Raw genomic sequence first — 16,608 nt, forward strand, 5'->3', positions numbered from 1 at the left:
GTCTTCGAAGGGCGCGGCGCGTGTGACGCGCGCCGCGCCCTTCTTGCGCCTGTGTCCGCGCATTTTGGCCCTCTGAGGCCATCTGCAGCCGGGCGCGCGCAAAACCGATCCCACTTTTGACGAACGCGCACTATGTTGCGTCCCGACGACTCAGGAAGAGCCCGGCCCATGTCTGAATCCAGCCCCGCTATGCCGAAGCCCTACCGCCGCGTGCTCCTGAAGGTTTCCGGTGAAGTGCTGATGGGCGACACGCCCTACGGCATCGACACCAACACGGTACAGTCCGTCGCTGAAGATATCGCCGAGATCGTCAAGTCTGGCGTCGAGCTGTGCCTGGTCATAGGCGGCGGCAACATCTTCCGCGGCATGGCCGGAGCCGCAAAGGGCATGGAACGCTCAAGCGCTGATTATATGGGCATGCTGGCCACTGTCATGAACGCCCTGGCCATGCAGGACGCCCTTGAGCGGATTGGCGTGTCGACCCGCGTGCAGTCGGCCATTCCGATGGCGACGGTCTGCGAGCCCTACATCCGGCGCCGCGCCCAGCGTCACCTGGAAAAGGGCAGGGTGGTGATCTTCGCCGCCGGAACGGGCAACCCCTTCTTTACAACCGACACCGCCGCCGCTCTGCGCGCCGCCGAGATGCAGTGCGACGCCCTGTTCAAGGGCACCAGCGTCGATGGGGTCTATACCGCTGATCCGAAGAAGGACGCTTCGGCCCAGCGCTATGACCGCCTGACCTATATGGACGTGCTGGCCAAGGACCTGCGGGTCATGGACGCCTCGGCCGTCGCCTTGATGCGCGACAGCAATATTCCGATCGTGGTCTTCTCCATCAAGGGGCGCGGCAATCTGCTGAACGTCCTGCGGGGCGAAGGCACCTTTACCGTCGTCGCCCAAGACGCCGCCTAAACTCTAGCGAAGAGAGCCCCGCCATGGCCGCCGCCGAAAAGCCAGTTCTGTCCCGCTACAAGGAGCGCATGGAGAAGTCCGTGCTGGCCCTGAAGGAAGATTTTGCCGGATTGCGCACAGGTCGCGCCTCTTCCAACCTGCTCGACCAGATCGTCGTCAACGCCTACGGCTCGATGGTCCAGCTCAACACCGTCGCTTCGATCAGCGTCCCTGAGCCGCGCCAGATCAACGTCAATATCTGGGACAAGGGCGTTGTCTCGGCCGTGGAAAAGGCGATCCGCAATTCGGATCTTGGCCTCAATCCTGTGGTCGAAGGCAACAACCTGCGCATCCCGATCCCGCCGCTGACTGAAGAGCGTCGCAAGGATCTGACCAAGATCGCCGGCAAGTACGCCGAGGCGCAGAAGGTTGCCGTGCGGAACATTCGCCGAGACGCCAATGACGATCTCAAGAAGGCCGAGAAGGCCAGCGTCATCAGCGAGGACGAGCTGAAGAAGATGGAAACCGAGGTCCAGAAGATGACCGACGAAGCCATCAGGAAGGTCGACGAGGCCTTGAAAATCAAAGAGCAAGAGATCATGCAGGTTTAGGCGCCGACCTGAGTAACGGGACGGTTAGGGAAGGCTTGAAGCAATGTCGGCGACGACCGGCCTGCAAGATGTTTCGGCGCGCGCTGGGGGCGATGCGTCGGACCGCTCTCTGCATGTGGCCATCATCATGGACGGTAACGGTCGCTGGGCTAAGCGGCGCGGAATGCCGCGCGCGCTTGGGCACCGCGCGGGCGTCAATGCGCTCAAGCGCACGGTAGAGGCCGCGCCGGATCTTGGCGTTGGCGTCTTGACCGTTTTTGGCTTCTCGACCGAGAACTGGAGCCGTCCGGCGCACGAGGTTTCCGAGTTGATGGGTCTGCTGAAGGCCTATGTAGAGTCAGATCTGGAACGCCTGGCCCGTGAAGGTGTCCGGGTGCGGATCATTGGCCGTCGCACGGGACTTGCCGCCGACATTCAAGAGATCATCGAGCGCGCCGAGCGCCGTACGGCCAGCAATACCAAGTTCATACTTCAAGTCGCTTTCAACTACGGCGGTCGCGGCGACATCGCTGACGCCGCCCGCGCGTTTGCAGAGGCCGTAGAGCGCGGCGAGGCGAAGGCTTCCGATCTCGACGAAGGCGCTTTCGAGCGGCTGTTGTCGACGTCCGCTGCGCCGGCCCCCGATCTCATCGTTCGCACCAGCGGAGAACAGCGGATCTCGAATTTCCTGCTGTGGGAATGCGCCTATGCGGAGCTCGTTTTTCAAGACGTGCTCTGGCCTGACTACGGACCCGAAGCGCTCTCGGCCGCCATCGCGGAATATCGCGGGCGTGACCGACGCTATGGAGGCATTACTGCCGATGACGTCGCCGTCGCCGGCTAAGCGCTTCAACTGGATAAACTTACGGGTGCGGGTGCTTTCAGCCACCGTGCTCGTACCCACAGTCGTGGCCGCCGTATGGTTTGGTGACGTCTGGTTCCTGGCGCTCGTGGCGGTCTGTGTCGCGCTGCTGGCCCGCGAGTGGGGCATGATGAGCGCGCCGCGCGCGCCCAAGGGCGTGGCTCTCGCCATAGGCGTCGCCGTTCTGGTGGCGGTCGTGGCTGCATTCCGCGGACACTACTATCTGACCTGGCCGCTCTTGGTCGCGGGTGCGATCCTGGCCGCCTTGATCGCCCGAGGCGCGGTCGAGCGCCGGGCCGACGCAGCCTATGGCGTTATCTACATTGCGCCGGCGTGCATCGCCCTGGTCTGGCTGCGCATGATTGACGCTGGCCTCAGCTGGACGCTTCTGCTGTTCGCCGTCACCTGGTTCGCTGACATCTTCGCCTTCGTGGTGGGCAGCATCCTGAAGGGACCCAAGCTCTGGCCGAAATTCTCGCCAAACAAGACCTGGTCGGGGTTCTTTGGCGGCCTGGTGGCCGCTTCGATCGCCGCAGTGGGTATCGATGCCCTTTCTGCACTGCTGCCTGCCTTGCCGGACATGAACCTGACCTGGCCGGTCGCCGCGCTCATCGGGTTTCTTGGCGGCCTATCCACGATGATGGGCGACCTCTGGGAATCGATGCTGAAGCGCCGGTTCGGCGTGAAGGATTCCGGGGACCTGATCCCGGGTCACGGCGGTCTGCTGGATCGCGTTGACGGCCTGATGTTTGCGGCCATCGTCATTGCCGCAGTCCGGCTGATCTATCTTTACGGATTGGCGCGTTGATGGCCGTCCGGCGGGTCGTGGTTCTCGGCTCCACGGGGTCGATCGGTGTTTCGACCCTGGGACTGTTCGAAGCGGCCGGCGTCGAGGTCGAGATTCTGGCCCTGACGGCCGGTCGCAACGTCGAGCGGTTGATCGAACAGGCGCGCCGCTGGAGTCCCACTGTCGCGGTGATCGAGGACGAGAGCCTGCTAGGCGCTCTGCGCGACGGCTTGAAGGATACGGGCGTTCGATCGGCGGCAGGGGCGGCGGCGATCATCGAGGCCGCATCGATGGGCGCCGATTGGGTGATGTCGGCCATCGTCGGAGCCGCAGGCCTGGCGCCGACCCTGGCGGCGGCGCGAACGGGCGCGGTGATCGCTCTGGCGAACAAGGAGAGTCTGGTCTGCGCCGGGCCCGCCCTACTGAGGATCGCGCGCGAGTCGGGCGGATCGGTGATACCGGTTGATTCCGAACACTCGGCAATTTTCCAGGTTCTGCAGCCGGCCTGTATCCAACGCGTATCGCGCTTGATCCTGACGGCGTCCGGGGGACCGTTCCGCACCTGGACCCGCGAACAGATGGCGGTCGCCACGCCTGAACAAGCCATCGCTCATCCAAATTGGTCGATGGGCGCCAAGATTTCGGTCGATTCTGCTTCCATGATGAACAAGGGGCTGGAGATGATCGAGGCCTCGTACCTGTTCGATACTCCGGAAGAGCGCATCGAGGCCGTGATCCATCCGCAGTCCGTGATTCACAGTCTGGTGGAGTACGCCGACGGCTCGACGCTGGCCCAGCTTGGCCCGCCCGACATGCGCAGTCCGATCGCCTGCGCGTTCGCCTGGCCTGATCGGCTTCCCTGGCCCGCGCCGCGTCTTGATCTGGCCGCTTATGGCCAACTCACCTTCGAGCAACCTGATCTGGAACGTTTTCCGTCCATTACCATCGCCCGAGAGGCGATGCGGCTAGGCGGCGGCGCTCCGGCTGCTATGAACGCAGCCAATGAAGTGGCCGTGGCGGCGTTTCTTGACCGTCAGATCGGCTTTCTCGATATTGCCGCCTCGGTGGCGGGGACCCTGGACCGCATGAACAGCCTAGGGGCCTTGATGGAAGCCGACGCAGATCCGGTTGAGAGCGCCATGACGACGGACGCGAGCGCCCGCCGCATTGCGGCCGAGGTTGTGCGCCAAGTTCACCGCAACAACTGAAGACGAGAAGAAACCCGACATGCTCGGCTTCATGCAATCGGCGGCCGCCTACATAATCGCCTTCCCGCTGGTGATCCTGGTGGTCGTGACCGTTCACGAGCTTGGACACTTCTGGGCGGCCAAGGCGTGCAATGTAGAGATCGACCGATTCTCGATCGGCTTCGGTCGCGCCATCTTCTCCTGGCGGGATCGCGCGGGCGTCCAATGGCAGATCGGCTGGCTGCCCCTGGGCGGCTATGTGCGGTTCGCTGGCGATGAGAACGCCGCGAGTGTTCCTGACCAGCAGGATCTGGCCAGCCTGCGCACCGCGATCGAACGTCGCGAAGGCAGTGAGGCAGTCAACCGCTATCTGCATTTCAAGCCTTTGTGGCAGCGGGCTTTCATCGTCGCGGCGGGCCCTGCGGCCAATTTTGTCCTGGCGATCACGCTGTTTGCTGTGCTGCTGGGCGTGTTCGGCGAGACCGTGCGCCGCCCCGTGATCACGGGCGTGAACGCCGGCAGTCCCGCTGCGGCTGCAGGCTTCCGGCAGGGCGACGTGATCATCTCGGCCGATGGCCGCAAGGTGAACAACTTCGGCGAACTGGACAGCTATGCGCTGCTTCGCAGCGATGTTCCGATCCGCTTCAAGATAGAACGTGACGACAAGACGCTCGAACTGGTGGCGACGCCGGCGCTTGTGGACGTTTCGGATGGTTTTGGCGGCAGTCAGAAGGCCGGCATGCTGGGCTTTGGCGCGCCGCCGCTGATCGCCAGCGTCGAGCCGGGCTCGCCTGCCGAGAAGGCTGGTCTGCGACGCGGCGATTTCATCCAGCGCGCCGATGGCGCCGCGATCGGAAGCTTTGAAGATCTTACCCGCCATGTGGCCAAGCGCGGTGGCAATCCCATTGCCTTCCAAGTCTACCGGGGCGGCGAGACGATCACTATCGTCGCAACGCCTACGATGCTGACCCGGCCTGATGCGGACGGCAAGCCGAAGGCCCGGATGCTGCTCGGGGTCGCTGGCGGCCTGCCCAGCAGCGATATCCAGCGCGTGCGTTATAACCCCATCGAGGCGCTCGCAGGCGGCGTCGCCCGCACCTGGGATGTCCTTGAAACCACGGTCTACTATCTGGGCCGGGTTATTCGTCTGGAGGTCTCGGCCGAACAGATCAGCGGCCCCATCGGTATCGCCAAGACCTCGGGTCAACTGGCTCAGGCCGGCGCCGCGGGCGCGACCGACTTCCCCTCGATGCTGCTGGGTTCTGCGGTAGCGCTGATTTGGCTGTCGGCAATCCTCTCCGTGAGCGTCGGCTTCATGAATCTGTTGCCAATTCCCGTTTTGGACGGGGGGCATCTGCTGTTCTATGCCTATGAGGCCATCGCCAGGCGACCGCTCGGCGCGCGTCTTCAGGCGGCAGGCTACAGGGTTGGTCTTGCGCTGCTGCTGAGTTTCATGTTGTTCGCGACCTGGAATGATCTGCAGCGCCTAAGCGTCTTCAAATTTTTTGGCGGGCTGTTCTCTTGAGCGGTCGCCTTCCGTCCATGATTGGTCCCATGAACAAAATTCGCGCCCATAGCGCCGCGTTCGCCACCGGTGTGGCGCTTCTCTTCGGTTCGACCGCGATGGTCGCGCCCGCTGCGGCTTTCGCCCAGGCGGCGCAGACCAGTGTGGTGCAACGGATCGTCGTGCAGGGCAACGAACGGATCGAGCAGGGCACAGTGATGTCCTATCTGCCGATCCAGCCGGGCGACACCGTGGACGCCGCCCGTCTCGACCTGGCGCTGAAGACCCTGGCGCGGACCGATCTCTTCGCCGATGTGAAGATCGAGATGTTGTCGGGCGATCTGATCGTGAAGGTCGTCGAGAACCCGATCATCAATCAGGTGGTCTTCGAAGGGAACTCGTCCCTGAAAGAAGACAAGCTGAAGGACGAGGTCCAGATCCGTCCGCGCGGCATCTTTACTCGCGCCAAGGTTCAGGCCGATGTGCAGCGCATCATCGAACTCTATCGCCGGTCGGGCCGCATTTCGGCGACCGTCACCCCGAAGGTTGTGGAACTGCCGCAAAAGCGCGTCGATCTGGTGTTCGAGATCAACGAAGGTCCCAAGAGCGGCGTGCTGGGCATCAACTTCCTGGGTAATTCCGAGTATTCGGACAACGATCTGCGCGACGTGATCGTGACCAAGGAGTCGCACTGGTACAAGTTCCTGACCAGCAACGACAACTACGACCCCGACCGGATCGAGTACGACCGCGAACAATTGCGCAAGCACTATCGCAATCGTGGCTATTTCGACTTCCGCGTTGTCTCGTCTATGGCTGAACTGGCGCCGGACAAGAACGGCTTTGCGGTCACCTACACCCTGGACGAGGGTCCGAAGTACAAGTTCGGCAAGATCACGGTCGAGACCGAACTCAAGAAGCTTGATGGGACACTGCTGGCCCAGATCCTGCCGGTCCGCACCGGTCAGCTCTACGAAGACGAGCGCATCGAGCAGGCGACCGACGCCCTGACCTTCGCGGCCGGCGCGGCCGGCTTCGCCTTCGTGGACGTGCGTCCGCGTTACGTGCCCAATCGCGAAACCAACACGGTCGACGTGGTCTTCCAGGTTCGCGAAGGCCCGCGCGTCTACGTCGATCGTATCGACATCGTCGGCAACACCCGCACCCTTGACTACGTGTTGCGTCGCGAACTCGAAGTGGCCGAAGGCGACGCCTATAATCGCGTGCTGGTCGACCGCTCCAAGAACAACATCCGTCGCCTGGGCTTCTTCAAGGAAGTCGAGATCGAGGAAGTGCCCGGCAGCGCGCCCGACCGCACGGCCCTGCGCGTCAAGGTCGAGGAACAGCCCACCGGCGAGCTCTCGTTCAGCGCTGGCTACAGCTCGGTCGACAAGCTGGTGCTTGACGTTGGCATTACCGAGCGGAACTTCCGCGGTCGCGGCCAGAACATGCGCGGACGGATTTCCGTCGGCTCACTGCGGCAGCAGATCGATTTTGCCTTCACTGAGCCGCGCTTCCTGAACCGCAGCCTGGTGGCCGGCGTTGATGTCTATTCGTTCCGCTACGACCTCAGCGACTACGCCGCCTATGACACCCGTTCGGTGGGGGGCAATGTTCGCATCGGCTTCCCGCTGACCCAGAACGCTTCGATGAGCATGCGCTACACGCTGCGTCGCGACGAGGTGAGCGTCTCTGACGGCCTGTGCAACAGCGGCTCGGTGTCGCAGATCCTCTGCCTGCAGCGCGGCGCCTACATGACCTCGCTCGTCGGCTACGGCCTGCGGATCGACAAGCGGAATGATCCGATTCAGCCCACGCGCGGCTGGTTCGCCGACCTGAACCAGGATCTGGCGGGCTTCGGCGGCGACGTGAAGTACCTGAAGACCGAGACCGACGGGGGCTGGTACTGGGGCTTCAACAAGGATTTCATCTTCAGCGCCACGGGTTCGGCCGGCTATATCGAAGGCTGGGGCGGCGACAATGTCCGCATCAACGACCGCTTCTACAAGGGCGGCACCAACTTCCGCGGCTTCGAGACTGCCGGTATTGGCCCGCGCGACATCTCGACCCAGAGCAACTCGATGGGGGCAAAGCTCTACGCTATCGGTACGCTCGAGTTGACCGTTCCGACACTTCTGCCCGAGCAATACGGCATCAAGGCTGCGGTGTTCAGCGACTTCGGTACGGCCGGCTTGCTCGATGACGTCGATCGCCAGTCTTCGACAGGCGTGTTCGATCCGAATATCCGCGACAACCTGGGCCTTCGCGCCTCTGCGGGTATCAGCATCGACTGGAAGTCGCCGATGGGCCCCATCCGGTTCGACTTCAGCAAGATCCTTTCCAAGGAAGACTACGACCGGACCGAAACGTTCCGGTTCTCCACCTCCACAAGGTTCCAATGATCATGACTTCCAAGTTCCTGTCCGCGGCCGCTTCGGGCGTCGTCGCCATCGCCATGTCGACCAGCGCCCTGGCCCAGACGGCTCCTGCTGCCGCTCCGGCGATCTCGCACGGCGCGCCGATTGCTGGCGTCTGCATCTTCTCGAGCCAGCGCGCCGTCGGCTCCTCGGCGGTCGGCAAGGCCGTCGATGCTCGTCTGAAGACCATCATTGCGCAGGTGAACGCCGAACTGACCGGCGAACGCACCACGCTGGACAACGAAGCCAAGGCGCTGGACGCTAAGAAGGCTACGATGGATCAAGGCGCGCTCGAGCAGCAAGCCGCCGGCCTGCAGGTCAAGGCCAACGCCTGGCAGCGCAAGGGCCAACTGCGTCAGAAGGAAGTCGAAGCCACCGAACAGAAGGCGCTGTCGCGCGTCTATCAAGAGCTCGATCCCGCCATCAAGCAGGTCTATCAGCAACGCACCTGCGGCATCCTGATGGACCGCGAGTCGGTGCTGCTGGCCAATCCGGCCATGGACATCACTGACGCTGTGGTGGTCGCCCTTGACGCCCGCATCAAGACCCTGACCTTCGACCGCGAACGTCTGGACCAACCGGTCGCCGGCGCTCAAGCTCTGTCGCCGACCAAGAAGTAAGCGAGTCGGCCCGCGCCTTGCGCCGGGCCCATCGCCGAGAGGACGAGATGCCGGACCCACGATTTTTCGATGACATGGGTCCGGCGTCACTCCAGGAGCTGGCGCGTCTTGGCGGGGCCGAACTGGGGGACGTCAGTCTTGGGTCGCGCTCCATCGCCCATGTCGCGCCGCTTGACGCCGCTGACGGGCGAGCCGTCAGTTTCTTTTCCGACCCCAAACGTCGTGACGCGGCCGCCGCCACCCAGGCCGGGGCCTGTTTCGTTCGTCCCGAGCACAGCGATATGCTCGCGCCGGGTTGCGCTGCGCTGTTGACGGCTCATCCGCAGGCCGCCTGGGCGGCCGCCGCCATGCGGCTGCATGCGCCCCGTCGACACGAACCAATGTCGGCCTCCATTCATCCCGATTGCCAGTTGGAAGACGGCGTCAGGCTGTCACCCGGCGTGACGGTCGGTCAGGGCGCGAGGATCGGGCGAGGCACATATCTATCGTCAGGCGCGGTGATCGGCCCAGGCGTCACCATCGGACGCGACTGCCTGATCGGGGCCAATGCGGTGATCGGTTTTGCGATCATCGGCGACCGGGTCAGCATCCACGCCGGCGCGGTGATCGGCGAGGCGGGTTTCGGCGCCGCCGGCGGACCGCGCGGCGTTGTCGATCTGCCTCAACTCGGTCGAGTGGTGATCCAGGATGGTGTCACCGTCGGCGCCAACAGTTGCATTGATCGGGGCGCCTTTACCGATACGACGATTGGCGAAAACACCAAGATCGACAATCTGGTGCACGTCGCGCACAACGTCCGGCTGGGTCGCAATTGCGTGCTGGCGGCCTATACAGGGCTTTCCGGCAGCACCGTTGTCGGCGACGGCGTCGCGTTCGGCGGCAAGGCTGGCGTTGCGGACCATTTGACCATCGGCTCAGGAGCCAGCATCGGCGCATCGGCGTCGGTGTTCAAGGACGTGCCTGCGGGCGAAACATGGACAGGGTTTCCGGCGCGGCCGCTCAAGCGGTGGCTCCGAGAAACCGCATGGCTGTCGCGCATGGCGGGCGGCCGGGGAACAAGGGGCTAAGTATGGGCCAAGACGTCGCCGAACCGGCGCAAACCAATATCGACATCGCCGAGATCCTGGCCAGGATCCCGCATCGCTATCCCTTCCTGCTGGTCGATCGGGCCGAGGACTATCGCCCGCATCAGTCGATCGTCGGCATCAAGTGCGTGACGGTGAACGAGCCCTTCTTCCAGGGTCACTTCCCGGGCAATCCAGTGATGCCCGGCGTCCTGATCATCGAGGCCATGGCTCAAACGGGCGCGGTTCTGATGAGCAAGTCGCTGGAAGTCGACACCGAGGGCAAGACCATCTTCTTCATGTCGGTCGACAACGCCCGCTTCCGCAATCCCGTGCGCCCGGGCGAGGTGATCCGCATGGAGGTCGAAGTGACGCGGTCGCGCTCGACCATCTTCAAGTTCAAGGGCGTGGCCAAGGTGAACGATAAGGTCGCCGCCGAAGCCGAATTTGCGGCCATGGTGGTGGAGACGCCGACCAAATGAGCCAGATCCATCCAACGGCCATCGTCGATCCCGGCGCGAAGCTGGCGGCCGATGTCGAAATCGGCCCGTTCAGCATCGTCGGACCTGACGTGACCCTGGCGACCGGGGTGCGTCTGATGTCTCACGTCGTGATCGAAGGCGTCACGACACTCGGCGAAGGGTGCGTCGTGCATCCGTTCGCCAACCTCGGCGGCCCGCCCCAGCACCTGGGGCACAAGGGCGAGAAGACCCAGCTGCTGATCGGCCCACGCAACATCATCCGCGAACACGTCACCATGCACACCGGCACCGCGTCGGGCAAAGGCGTGACGACGGTGGGCTCCGATGGTCTCTACATGGTCGGCTCGCACATCGCCCACGACTGTACGGTCGGCGACCACGTGGTCATGGCCAAGGGCGCGACCCTGGGCGGTCACGTCGCGATCGGTGATTTCGTATTCATGGGCGGCCTGGCGGCGGCTCACCAGTTCAGCCGCATCGGCCGCTACAGCTTCATCGGCGGTTTGGCCGCGGTGACCAAGGACGTGATCCCCTACGGCTCGGTGTGGGGCAACCACGCCCATCTCGAGGGCCTGAACCTGGTAGGCTTGAAGCGTCGCGGCTTCTCGCGTGAGACGATCAACGCCCTGCGCGCCGCCTATCGCCTGTTGTTCGCCGACGAGGGGACCTTCCAGGAGCGCCTGGACGACGTCGCCGAGATCCACGCGGGCAATGTCGAGGTGATGGAGATCGTCGACTTCATCCGCTGCGACAGCAACCGTCCGCTTTGCCTGCCCGAGCGCGAGGTCTAGGCTTTCCTCATGCGCAAGCTTGGCTTGATCGCCGGCGGGGGCGCGCTGCCCGTCGAACTGGCGGCCCACTGCGAGGCCGCAGGGCGTCCGTTCGCGGTGATGCGGCTCAGAAGCTTTGCTGACGCCGCTCTGAGCCGCTATCCCGGCATGGAGGTCGGGCTTGGCGAATTCGGCAAGGTGTTCAAGGCCTTGAAGGCCCAGGGCTGCGAGGTTGTGTGTTTCGCGGGCACGGTCAATCGCCCGGATTGGTCGGCCCTGATGCCGGACCTGCGCGGCGTGAAGGTCATTCCGGGCCTGATTCAGGCTGCTCGGCGGGGCGATGACGCCCTGCTGCGCCGGGTGCTGGATGAGTTTGAAACCGAAGGCTTCGCCATCGAGGGCGCCCACGAGGTACGGGGCGAGATGACCTTGCCGGCCGGCGTTCTGGGCGCCCATTCGCCTCGCCCTCAGGATCAGCACGACATCGAGCGTGCCCTGCTGGTGGCCCGCGAGATCGGCAAGCTGGACGTAGGGCAGGGCGCCGTGGTCTGCGAGGGCCTTGTGCTGGCGGTGGAGGCCCAGGAGGGCACCGACTCCATGCTTCGCCGCGTGGCCGATCTTCCCCAAGCCATTCGCGGCACCGCGGAGCGCCGTCGCGGCGTGCTGGCCAAGGCTCCCAAGCCGATCCAGGAGACCCGCGTCGATCTGCCGACCATCGGGGTCGCCACCCTGCAGCGCGCCGCGCGGGCCGGCCTGGCCGGCATTGTCGGCGAGACGGGCAACCTGCTGGTGGTCGACCGCGCTGCGGTGATTGCCTGCGCCGATGATCTTGGCCTGTTCGTGCTGGGGGTCGAGCCCGGGAGTCTGGGATGACCCGCCCGCTGACCGTCATGCTGGTGGCCGCAGAGGCCTCAGGAGACGCTCTCGGCGCCGGCCTGGCCAAGGCCCTGAAGCGACGCTTGGGCGATGTCGCGGTGAATTTCGTCGGCGTCGGCGGCGCCAAGATGGCCGCCGAGGGCATCCAGAGCCCCTTCGACATCGCCCAGCTGTCTATCATAGGCATCGTCGAGAGCCTAAGAGCCTATCCCAGGGCCATGGCGCGACTGAAAGACACTCTGGCGCTCGCGGAGCGGGAAAAGCCCGATGTGGCCGTCCTGATCGACTCCTGGGGCTTCAATATCCGGCTCGCCCAGGGCCTGCGTCGACAGAGCCCCGCGCTGCCTCTGGTGAAATATGTTGCGCCCCAGGTCTGGGCCTATCGGCCCGGCCGGGCGAGGGCTTTGGCCAAGGCCGTTGACCTGCTGCTGTCGATCCAGCCGATGGACAAGCCGTTCTTCGACAGGGCCGGTCTGGAGAGCGTGTTCGTCGGCAATTCCGCCCTGGCCAAGGATTTCAGCCAGGCCGATCCGGCCCGGCTGCGCGCTGCCATAGGCGCTGCGGCTGACCAGGAGATCCTGCTGGTCTTGCCCGGCAGTCGCCCGTCAGAGATCGAGCGGGTGATGCCGGTCTTTGAAGACGCCGTGCGCAGGCTGAAAGCCGATCGTCCGAATCTTGCCGTGGTCGTCCCGGCTGCCTCCACCGTCACGGCCGCCGTGAAGGCGCGCGTGGCCGGATGGCCGTTCCGGGCGCATGTGATCGAGGACGAGGCGCTGAAGGATGACGCCATGGTCGCTGGAACCGTCGCTCTGGCCTGCAGCGGCACAGTGACGACCGAGCTTGCGCTGGCCGGTTGTCCGATGGTCGTGGGCTATCGCACCGGCGCCGTGACCTATGGCCTGCTGAAGCTGCTGTTCAAGCCGCGCTGGGTGACCCTGTTCAATATCGCGGCCGGCAAGGCTGTGGCCCCGGAATATCTGCAGAAAGCCCTGCAGGGCGGGGCGCTCGAAAAGGCCATCGCTGTTCGACTGGACAACGCCGATCAGCGCGCGCGGCAGATCGCCGAGCAGAGCGCCGCGCTCGAGCGAATGGGGCGGGGAATGCCTGACCCGTCGGAGGCCGCAGCCGAGGCCTTGCTGGCTTTCCTCGCCAAGGCGCGGCCAGCGATCTGACGCGGCCCGGCAGCGCTGCGGGCCGCGCCGTTGACCGTCTGGAACGACTGGGTGTCGAGACGGACTCGGACTATTCTGCCTTTCGTGACCCGTAAGACTGGAGACCAGTTTTGGCGATCGATCCGGCAGCGCCCGCAGTTCCCATCACGCCCGCTCGCGCCACGGGGAGCTCGCCAGAGGTGGCGGCGGCCTTGTCCGCGCTTGCGCGCGCCGCCGTGGCCAACAGCACATCGACCCTTGGCCAGATCGTAGGCGCAGCGCATGCGGAGGCTCAGGGGCCGTCTGGCGCGGCCACGCCCCCCGTCTCCGACGCAAGTGTCGACGCACCGGGTGGCGGACACCTGATCGCGCCATCCCCGCCTTCGGCGGAGCCCTCCGCCAGCGACCGGATGGCCGCGGCTGTGCGATCGGCTGCGGCTCGGGCGGCGCCGGTCCAATCCGGCTTGGCGCCGATGATGGCGGACATCGAGGCGACGGTCATTAGACCGGATACACCTGAAACGGTGCGGCAGGCGGCCAAGGCCTTGCTTGAAGGCGCCGTTCCCACCCAGCAACCCATGACATCCACGCTGGTTCGCAGTGCCTTCGAGGATTCTGGCGTCTTCATGGAGGCCCGGCTGGCGCGGGCCGCGCTGGTCGCACAGTCATCGGTTCCCGCCGCCACCGGGGACATGAAAGCGGCGCTGCTGGTGTTTCGCGCCGTGGTTTCGACGTGGCTGGCCAAGACGCCCGGGGCCGAGCCCGGCGGGTCGCGAGTCCCTTCCTCTTCCGGCGAACCCACCGCAGCGCAGCGGTCTGGCCCCAGTGTCGGCGCGACCTATAAGCCAAGCGGCTCGGTCGCCTCGGTTCAGGGTCCGGCTTCCGCCCCCATCGCGCAACCGTATCGCGCCCCACCAGGATTGAATGCCGCGCCGGCTCTGCCTCCGGTTTCAGATCCCCTTGCTACGATTGCGAAGAACGAAGCGACGCCAGGGCTCGATCAGAACGCCTCCGAAGCGACGCTTCCGGCCACGCTGCCTCGCGTTGCTCCGGCTCCGGCGCCGCCGTCGCGTCCATTCCTGATGGTGGGACTGATTGAGGACGAGCTCGTCGCCCCGCCTTTGCCAGCGGAGAACAACGAGGAGGAGGCAGCCGCCCGCCACTCCGGGCTCGCGCTGTCATCGCGCCCACCTTCTGGGCCGCCGCCGCCGCCCTACGCGGGTGGTCCCACAGCCGCCCAGGCGGCCGTCCGTTCGCATCTTCCCGGAGATCTGCCGCCGGCCGAACTGGCGCGGCGTCTGTTGAAGAGCGTCGATGGCGCCATCGCGCGCCAGGAACTGTCGCAGATCGCTTCGCTGCCGGAGTCGCGCGGTGAGGCGGAGCGGACCACCGAGATCAAGACGTCTCGCTGGGTGTTCGACCTGCCGTTCCAGACCGCTCAAGGCTTCGCTGTGGCGCAGTTCGAAATCAGCCGGGATGGCGGAGGCGGCGGATCCGATTCCGGGCGCGAGATCGAAAAAACCTGGCGCGCCCGTTTCTCGCTGGATGTGGAGCCGCTGGGGCCGGTCCATGTCCAGATCGCCCTTACGGGCGCCTGCGCGCGGGTGGGTCTGTGGGCCGAACGACCGGAAGCCGTGGCCCGGCTTCAGGCGGGGGAGGCGGCTTTGAGCGCCGCGCTTCGCGAGGCTGAGCTGTCGCCAGAGGTCGCCTTCCATGCGGGCACCCCGACGGTCGCTGTGACCGCGCCAGGCCGCTTCGTGGATCGGGCGTCATGACCGGGCCTGTCGGCGGCGCGCGCGGTCCCGGCAAGATCGCTGTCGCCTTGCTTTACGAGGGCGCCGATACGCCCAGGGTCGTCGCTTCAGGTCAGGGCTGGCTTGGCGAGAAGATTGTCGAGACGGCGCGCGAGCATGGCGTCCCCATCGAAGACAACCCGGCTCTGGCCCAGGCCCTGTCGACCATCGAGATCGATGAGGAGATCCCCGAAGCGCTCTATCGCGCAGTCGCCGAGATCCTCAGCTTCCTGCTCAAGCCGTAACGGGCAAGGAAAAGGCCCCGCCTTGCGACGGGGCCTCTCCGGATCGGTCTGGCCGGATCGGTCTGGATCGACGGCTTAGCCGCGCTTGTCGAGCGGCGTGTAATCGCGCTGCGTCGCGCCGGTGTAGAGCTGACGCGGACGGCCGATCTTGCGCGCGGGATCCTCGAACATTTCCTTCCACTGGCTGATCCAGCCAACGGTGCGGGCCAGGGCGAACAGCACGGTGAACATGTTGGTCGGGAAGCCCATCGCTCGCAGGGTGATGCCCGAATAGAAGTCGATGTTCGGGTACAGCTTGCGGTCGATGAAGTAGGGGTCGCTGAGGGCGACCTTTTCCAGCTCCATGGCCACCTGCAGCAGGGGATCGTTGATGCCCAGCTGTTCCAGGACCTCGTAGCAGGTCTTCTGCATGACCTTGGCGCGTGGGTCGAAGTTCTTGTACACGCGGTGGCCAAAGCCCATCAGCTTGTACTTCTTGTCCTTCACGCCCTGCACATAGGCGGGGATGTTCTCGACCGTGCCGATTTCCTCGAGCATCTCGAGGGCTTCCTGGTTGGCGCCGCCATGCGACGGACCCCACAGGCAGGCGATGCCGGCGGCGATACAGGCGAACGGGTGAGCGCCCGACGAACCGGCCAGACGGACGGTCGAGGTCGAGGCGTTCTGCTCGTGGTCGGCGTGCAGGATGAAGATGCGGTCCATGGCGCGCGTCAGGACGGGGTTGGGAACCCAGTCCTCGGCCGGCACCGAGAAGCACATGCGCAGGAAGTTTTCCGAATAGGACAGTTCGTTGCGCGGCGTCACGAACGGACGGCCGACGCTGTACTGGAAGGCGCGGGCGGCGATGGTCGGCATCTTGGCGATCAGGCGGTGGGCGCTGATCTCGCGTTGCTTGGGATCATCGACGTTCAGGCTGTCGGCGTAGAAGGCCGACAGGGCGCCGACCGCGCCGGTCATGATCGCCATCGGGTGAGCGTCGCGGCGGAAGCCCTGGAAGAAGCTGTCGAACTGGGCGTGCAACATCGTGTGGTAGGTGATGTTGTGCTCGAACTTGGTGGCCTCTTCGGCCGTGGGCAGTTCGCCGTTCAGCAGCAGGTGGCAGACTTCCAGGAACGAGGACTTCTCGGCCAGTTGGTCGATCGGATAGCCGCGGTGCAGCAAAATGCCGGCGTCGCCGTCGATATAGGTGATCTTGCTCTCGCAGGACGCGGTCGAGGTGAAGCCCGGATCGAACGTGAAGTGGTCGCTGTCGCCGTAGAACTTCCGGACATCGACGACGTCCGGACCGGTGCTGCCCTTGAGGATCGGCAGATCGTAGCTCTTGTCGCCGATCGTCAGTGTGGCTTTATCGGTCATGCGGGAAACCCCT

The 16,608-nt window shown here is 65.0% G+C and carries 16 protein-coding genes; 15 read left to right on the top strand and 1 reads right to left on the bottom strand.

Annotated elements, in window-relative coordinates; translation table 11 throughout:
* Positions 1–189 precede the first annotated feature (189 nt).
* The 15 genes from pyrH to ACW176_RS15305 all read left to right on the top strand — a co-directional run bounded on the left by pyrH (position 190) and on the right by ACW176_RS15305 (position 15,239).
* Positions 190–912 (top strand): UMP kinase, encoded by a 723-nt coding sequence (pyrH, locus tag ACW176_RS15235; protein ID WP_419321461.1) that lies wholly within the window; start codon positions 190–192, stop codon positions 910–912.
* 23 nt (positions 913–935) lie between these two features.
* Positions 936–1,502: a ribosome recycling factor gene (gene frr, locus ACW176_RS15240; RefSeq protein ID WP_419255242.1), complete on the top strand. Its 567-nt coding sequence runs from the start codon at positions 936–938 to the stop codon at positions 1,500–1,502.
* A 43-nt stretch (positions 1,503–1,545) separates the two neighbouring features.
* Positions 1,546–2,325, top strand: a complete 780-nt coding sequence (gene uppS, locus ACW176_RS15245) for a polyprenyl diphosphate synthase (RefSeq protein WP_492057439.1) — start codon at positions 1,546–1,548, stop codon at positions 2,323–2,325.
* The gene (locus ACW176_RS15250) at positions 2,303–3,151 is read left to right on the top strand and encodes a phosphatidate cytidylyltransferase (protein WP_492058475.1); all 849 of its coding nucleotides are present in this window, start codon (positions 2,303–2,305) and stop codon (positions 3,149–3,151) included. Before uppS ends, ACW176_RS15250 begins: the two co-directional genes overlap by 23 nt.
* Positions 3,139–4,338: a 1-deoxy-D-xylulose-5-phosphate reductoisomerase gene (dxr, locus tag ACW176_RS15255; protein WP_492111945.1), complete on the top strand. Its 1,200-nt coding sequence runs from the start codon at positions 3,139–3,141 to the stop codon at positions 4,336–4,338. Before ACW176_RS15250 ends, dxr begins: the two co-directional genes overlap by 13 nt.
* Before the next feature lie 19 nt (positions 4,339–4,357).
* Positions 4,358–5,842 carry an RIP metalloprotease RseP gene (gene rseP, locus ACW176_RS15260; RefSeq protein WP_492109738.1) on the top strand — a complete coding sequence of 495 codons (1,485 nt, stop codon included), beginning with the start codon at positions 4,358–4,360 and terminating at the stop codon, positions 5,840–5,842.
* 17 nt (positions 5,843–5,859) lie between these two features.
* Positions 5,860–8,223, top strand: coding sequence for an outer membrane protein assembly factor BamA (gene bamA / locus ACW176_RS15265; protein ID WP_492109739.1), 2,364 nt, complete (start codon positions 5,860–5,862; stop codon positions 8,221–8,223).
* 2 nt (positions 8,224–8,225) lie between these two features.
* Positions 8,226–8,858, top strand: a complete 633-nt coding sequence (locus ACW176_RS15270) for an OmpH family outer membrane protein (protein WP_419321458.1) — start codon at positions 8,226–8,228, stop codon at positions 8,856–8,858.
* 47 nt (positions 8,859–8,905) lie between these two features.
* Positions 8,906–9,925 carry a UDP-3-O-(3-hydroxymyristoyl)glucosamine N-acyltransferase gene (gene lpxD, locus ACW176_RS15275; RefSeq protein WP_492109740.1) on the top strand — a complete coding sequence of 340 codons (1,020 nt, stop codon included), beginning with the start codon at positions 8,906–8,908 and terminating at the stop codon, positions 9,923–9,925.
* Between the two features lie 2 nt (positions 9,926–9,927).
* Entirely contained in the window at positions 9,928–10,404 is a 477-nt protein-coding gene (gene fabZ / locus ACW176_RS15280; protein ID WP_419317179.1) for a 3-hydroxyacyl-ACP dehydratase FabZ, read from the top strand.
* Positions 10,401–11,195 carry an acyl-ACP--UDP-N-acetylglucosamine O-acyltransferase gene (gene lpxA / locus ACW176_RS15285; RefSeq protein WP_492109741.1) on the top strand — a complete coding sequence of 265 codons (795 nt, stop codon included), beginning with the start codon at positions 10,401–10,403 and terminating at the stop codon, positions 11,193–11,195. The genes fabZ and lpxA overlap by 4 nt, the downstream gene beginning before the upstream one ends.
* Before the next feature lie 9 nt (positions 11,196–11,204).
* A complete protein-coding gene (lpxI, locus tag ACW176_RS15290) occupies positions 11,205–12,047 on the top strand; it encodes a UDP-2,3-diacylglucosamine diphosphatase (RefSeq protein WP_492109742.1) in 843 nt (280 codons plus the stop codon).
* Positions 12,044–13,222 (top strand): lipid-A-disaccharide synthase, encoded by a 1,179-nt coding sequence (gene lpxB, locus ACW176_RS15295; protein ID WP_492109743.1) that lies wholly within the window; start codon positions 12,044–12,046, stop codon positions 13,220–13,222. The genes lpxI and lpxB overlap by 4 nt, the downstream gene beginning before the upstream one ends.
* A 455-nt stretch (positions 13,223–13,677) precedes the next feature.
* Positions 13,678–14,976 carry a flagellar hook-length control protein FliK gene (gene fliK, locus ACW176_RS15300; protein ID WP_492109744.1) on the top strand — a complete coding sequence of 433 codons (1,299 nt, stop codon included), beginning with the start codon at positions 13,678–13,680 and terminating at the stop codon, positions 14,974–14,976.
* Positions 14,973–15,239 (top strand): EscU/YscU/HrcU family type III secretion system export apparatus switch protein, encoded by a 267-nt coding sequence (locus tag ACW176_RS15305; RefSeq protein ID WP_419317174.1) that lies wholly within the window; start codon positions 14,973–14,975, stop codon positions 15,237–15,239. Before fliK ends, ACW176_RS15305 begins: the two co-directional genes overlap by 4 nt.
* A gap of 75 nt (positions 15,240–15,314) precedes the next feature.
* On the opposite strand, the gene gltA is transcribed toward ACW176_RS15305, so the two are convergent.
* Positions 15,315–16,595: a citrate synthase gene (gltA, locus tag ACW176_RS15310; protein WP_492109745.1), complete on the bottom strand. Its 1,281-nt coding sequence runs from the start codon at positions 16,593–16,595 to the stop codon at positions 15,315–15,317.
* Between the last annotated feature and the right edge of the window lie 13 nt (positions 16,596–16,608).

The organism is Caulobacter sp. FV1ye13L, assembly GCF_058681155.1.

Excerpts from the sequence above, each read along its gene's own strand:
- uppS (WP_492057439.1), top strand. The coding sequence starts at position 1,546 with ATGTCGGCGACGACCGGCCTGCAAGATGTTTCGGCGCGCGCTGGGGGC.
- ACW176_RS15250 (WP_492058475.1), top strand. The coding sequence starts at position 2,303 with ATGACGTCGCCGTCGCCGGCTAAGCGCTTCAACTGGATAAACTTACGG.
- lpxI (WP_492109742.1), top strand. The coding sequence starts at position 11,205 with ATGCGCAAGCTTGGCTTGATCGCCGGCGGGGGCGCGCTGCCCGTCGAA.
- ACW176_RS15305 (WP_419317174.1), top strand. The coding sequence starts at position 14,973 with ATGACCGGGCCTGTCGGCGGCGCGCGCGGTCCCGGCAAGATCGCTGTC.
- rseP (WP_492109738.1), top strand. The coding sequence starts at position 4,358 with ATGCTCGGCTTCATGCAATCGGCGGCCGCCTACATAATCGCCTTCCCG.
- pyrH (WP_419321461.1), top strand. The coding sequence starts at position 190 with ATGCCGAAGCCCTACCGCCGCGTGCTCCTGAAGGTTTCCGGTGAAGTG.
- frr (WP_419255242.1), top strand. The coding sequence starts at position 936 with ATGGCCGCCGCCGAAAAGCCAGTTCTGTCCCGCTACAAGGAGCGCATG.
- lpxD (WP_492109740.1), top strand. The coding sequence starts at position 8,906 with ATGCCGGACCCACGATTTTTCGATGACATGGGTCCGGCGTCACTCCAG.
- lpxB (WP_492109743.1), top strand. The coding sequence starts at position 12,044 with ATGACCCGCCCGCTGACCGTCATGCTGGTGGCCGCAGAGGCCTCAGGA.
- lpxA (WP_492109741.1), top strand. The coding sequence starts at position 10,401 with ATGAGCCAGATCCATCCAACGGCCATCGTCGATCCCGGCGCGAAGCTG.
- fabZ (WP_419317179.1), top strand. The coding sequence starts at position 9,928 with ATGGGCCAAGACGTCGCCGAACCGGCGCAAACCAATATCGACATCGCC.
- gltA (WP_492109745.1), bottom strand. The coding sequence starts at position 16,595 with ATGACCGATAAAGCCACACTGACGATCGGCGACAAGAGCTACGATCTG.
- fliK (WP_492109744.1), top strand. The coding sequence starts at position 13,678 with ATGGCGGACATCGAGGCGACGGTCATTAGACCGGATACACCTGAAACG.
- ACW176_RS15270 (WP_419321458.1), top strand. The coding sequence starts at position 8,226 with ATGACTTCCAAGTTCCTGTCCGCGGCCGCTTCGGGCGTCGTCGCCATC.
- bamA (WP_492109739.1), top strand. The coding sequence starts at position 5,860 with ATGATTGGTCCCATGAACAAAATTCGCGCCCATAGCGCCGCGTTCGCC.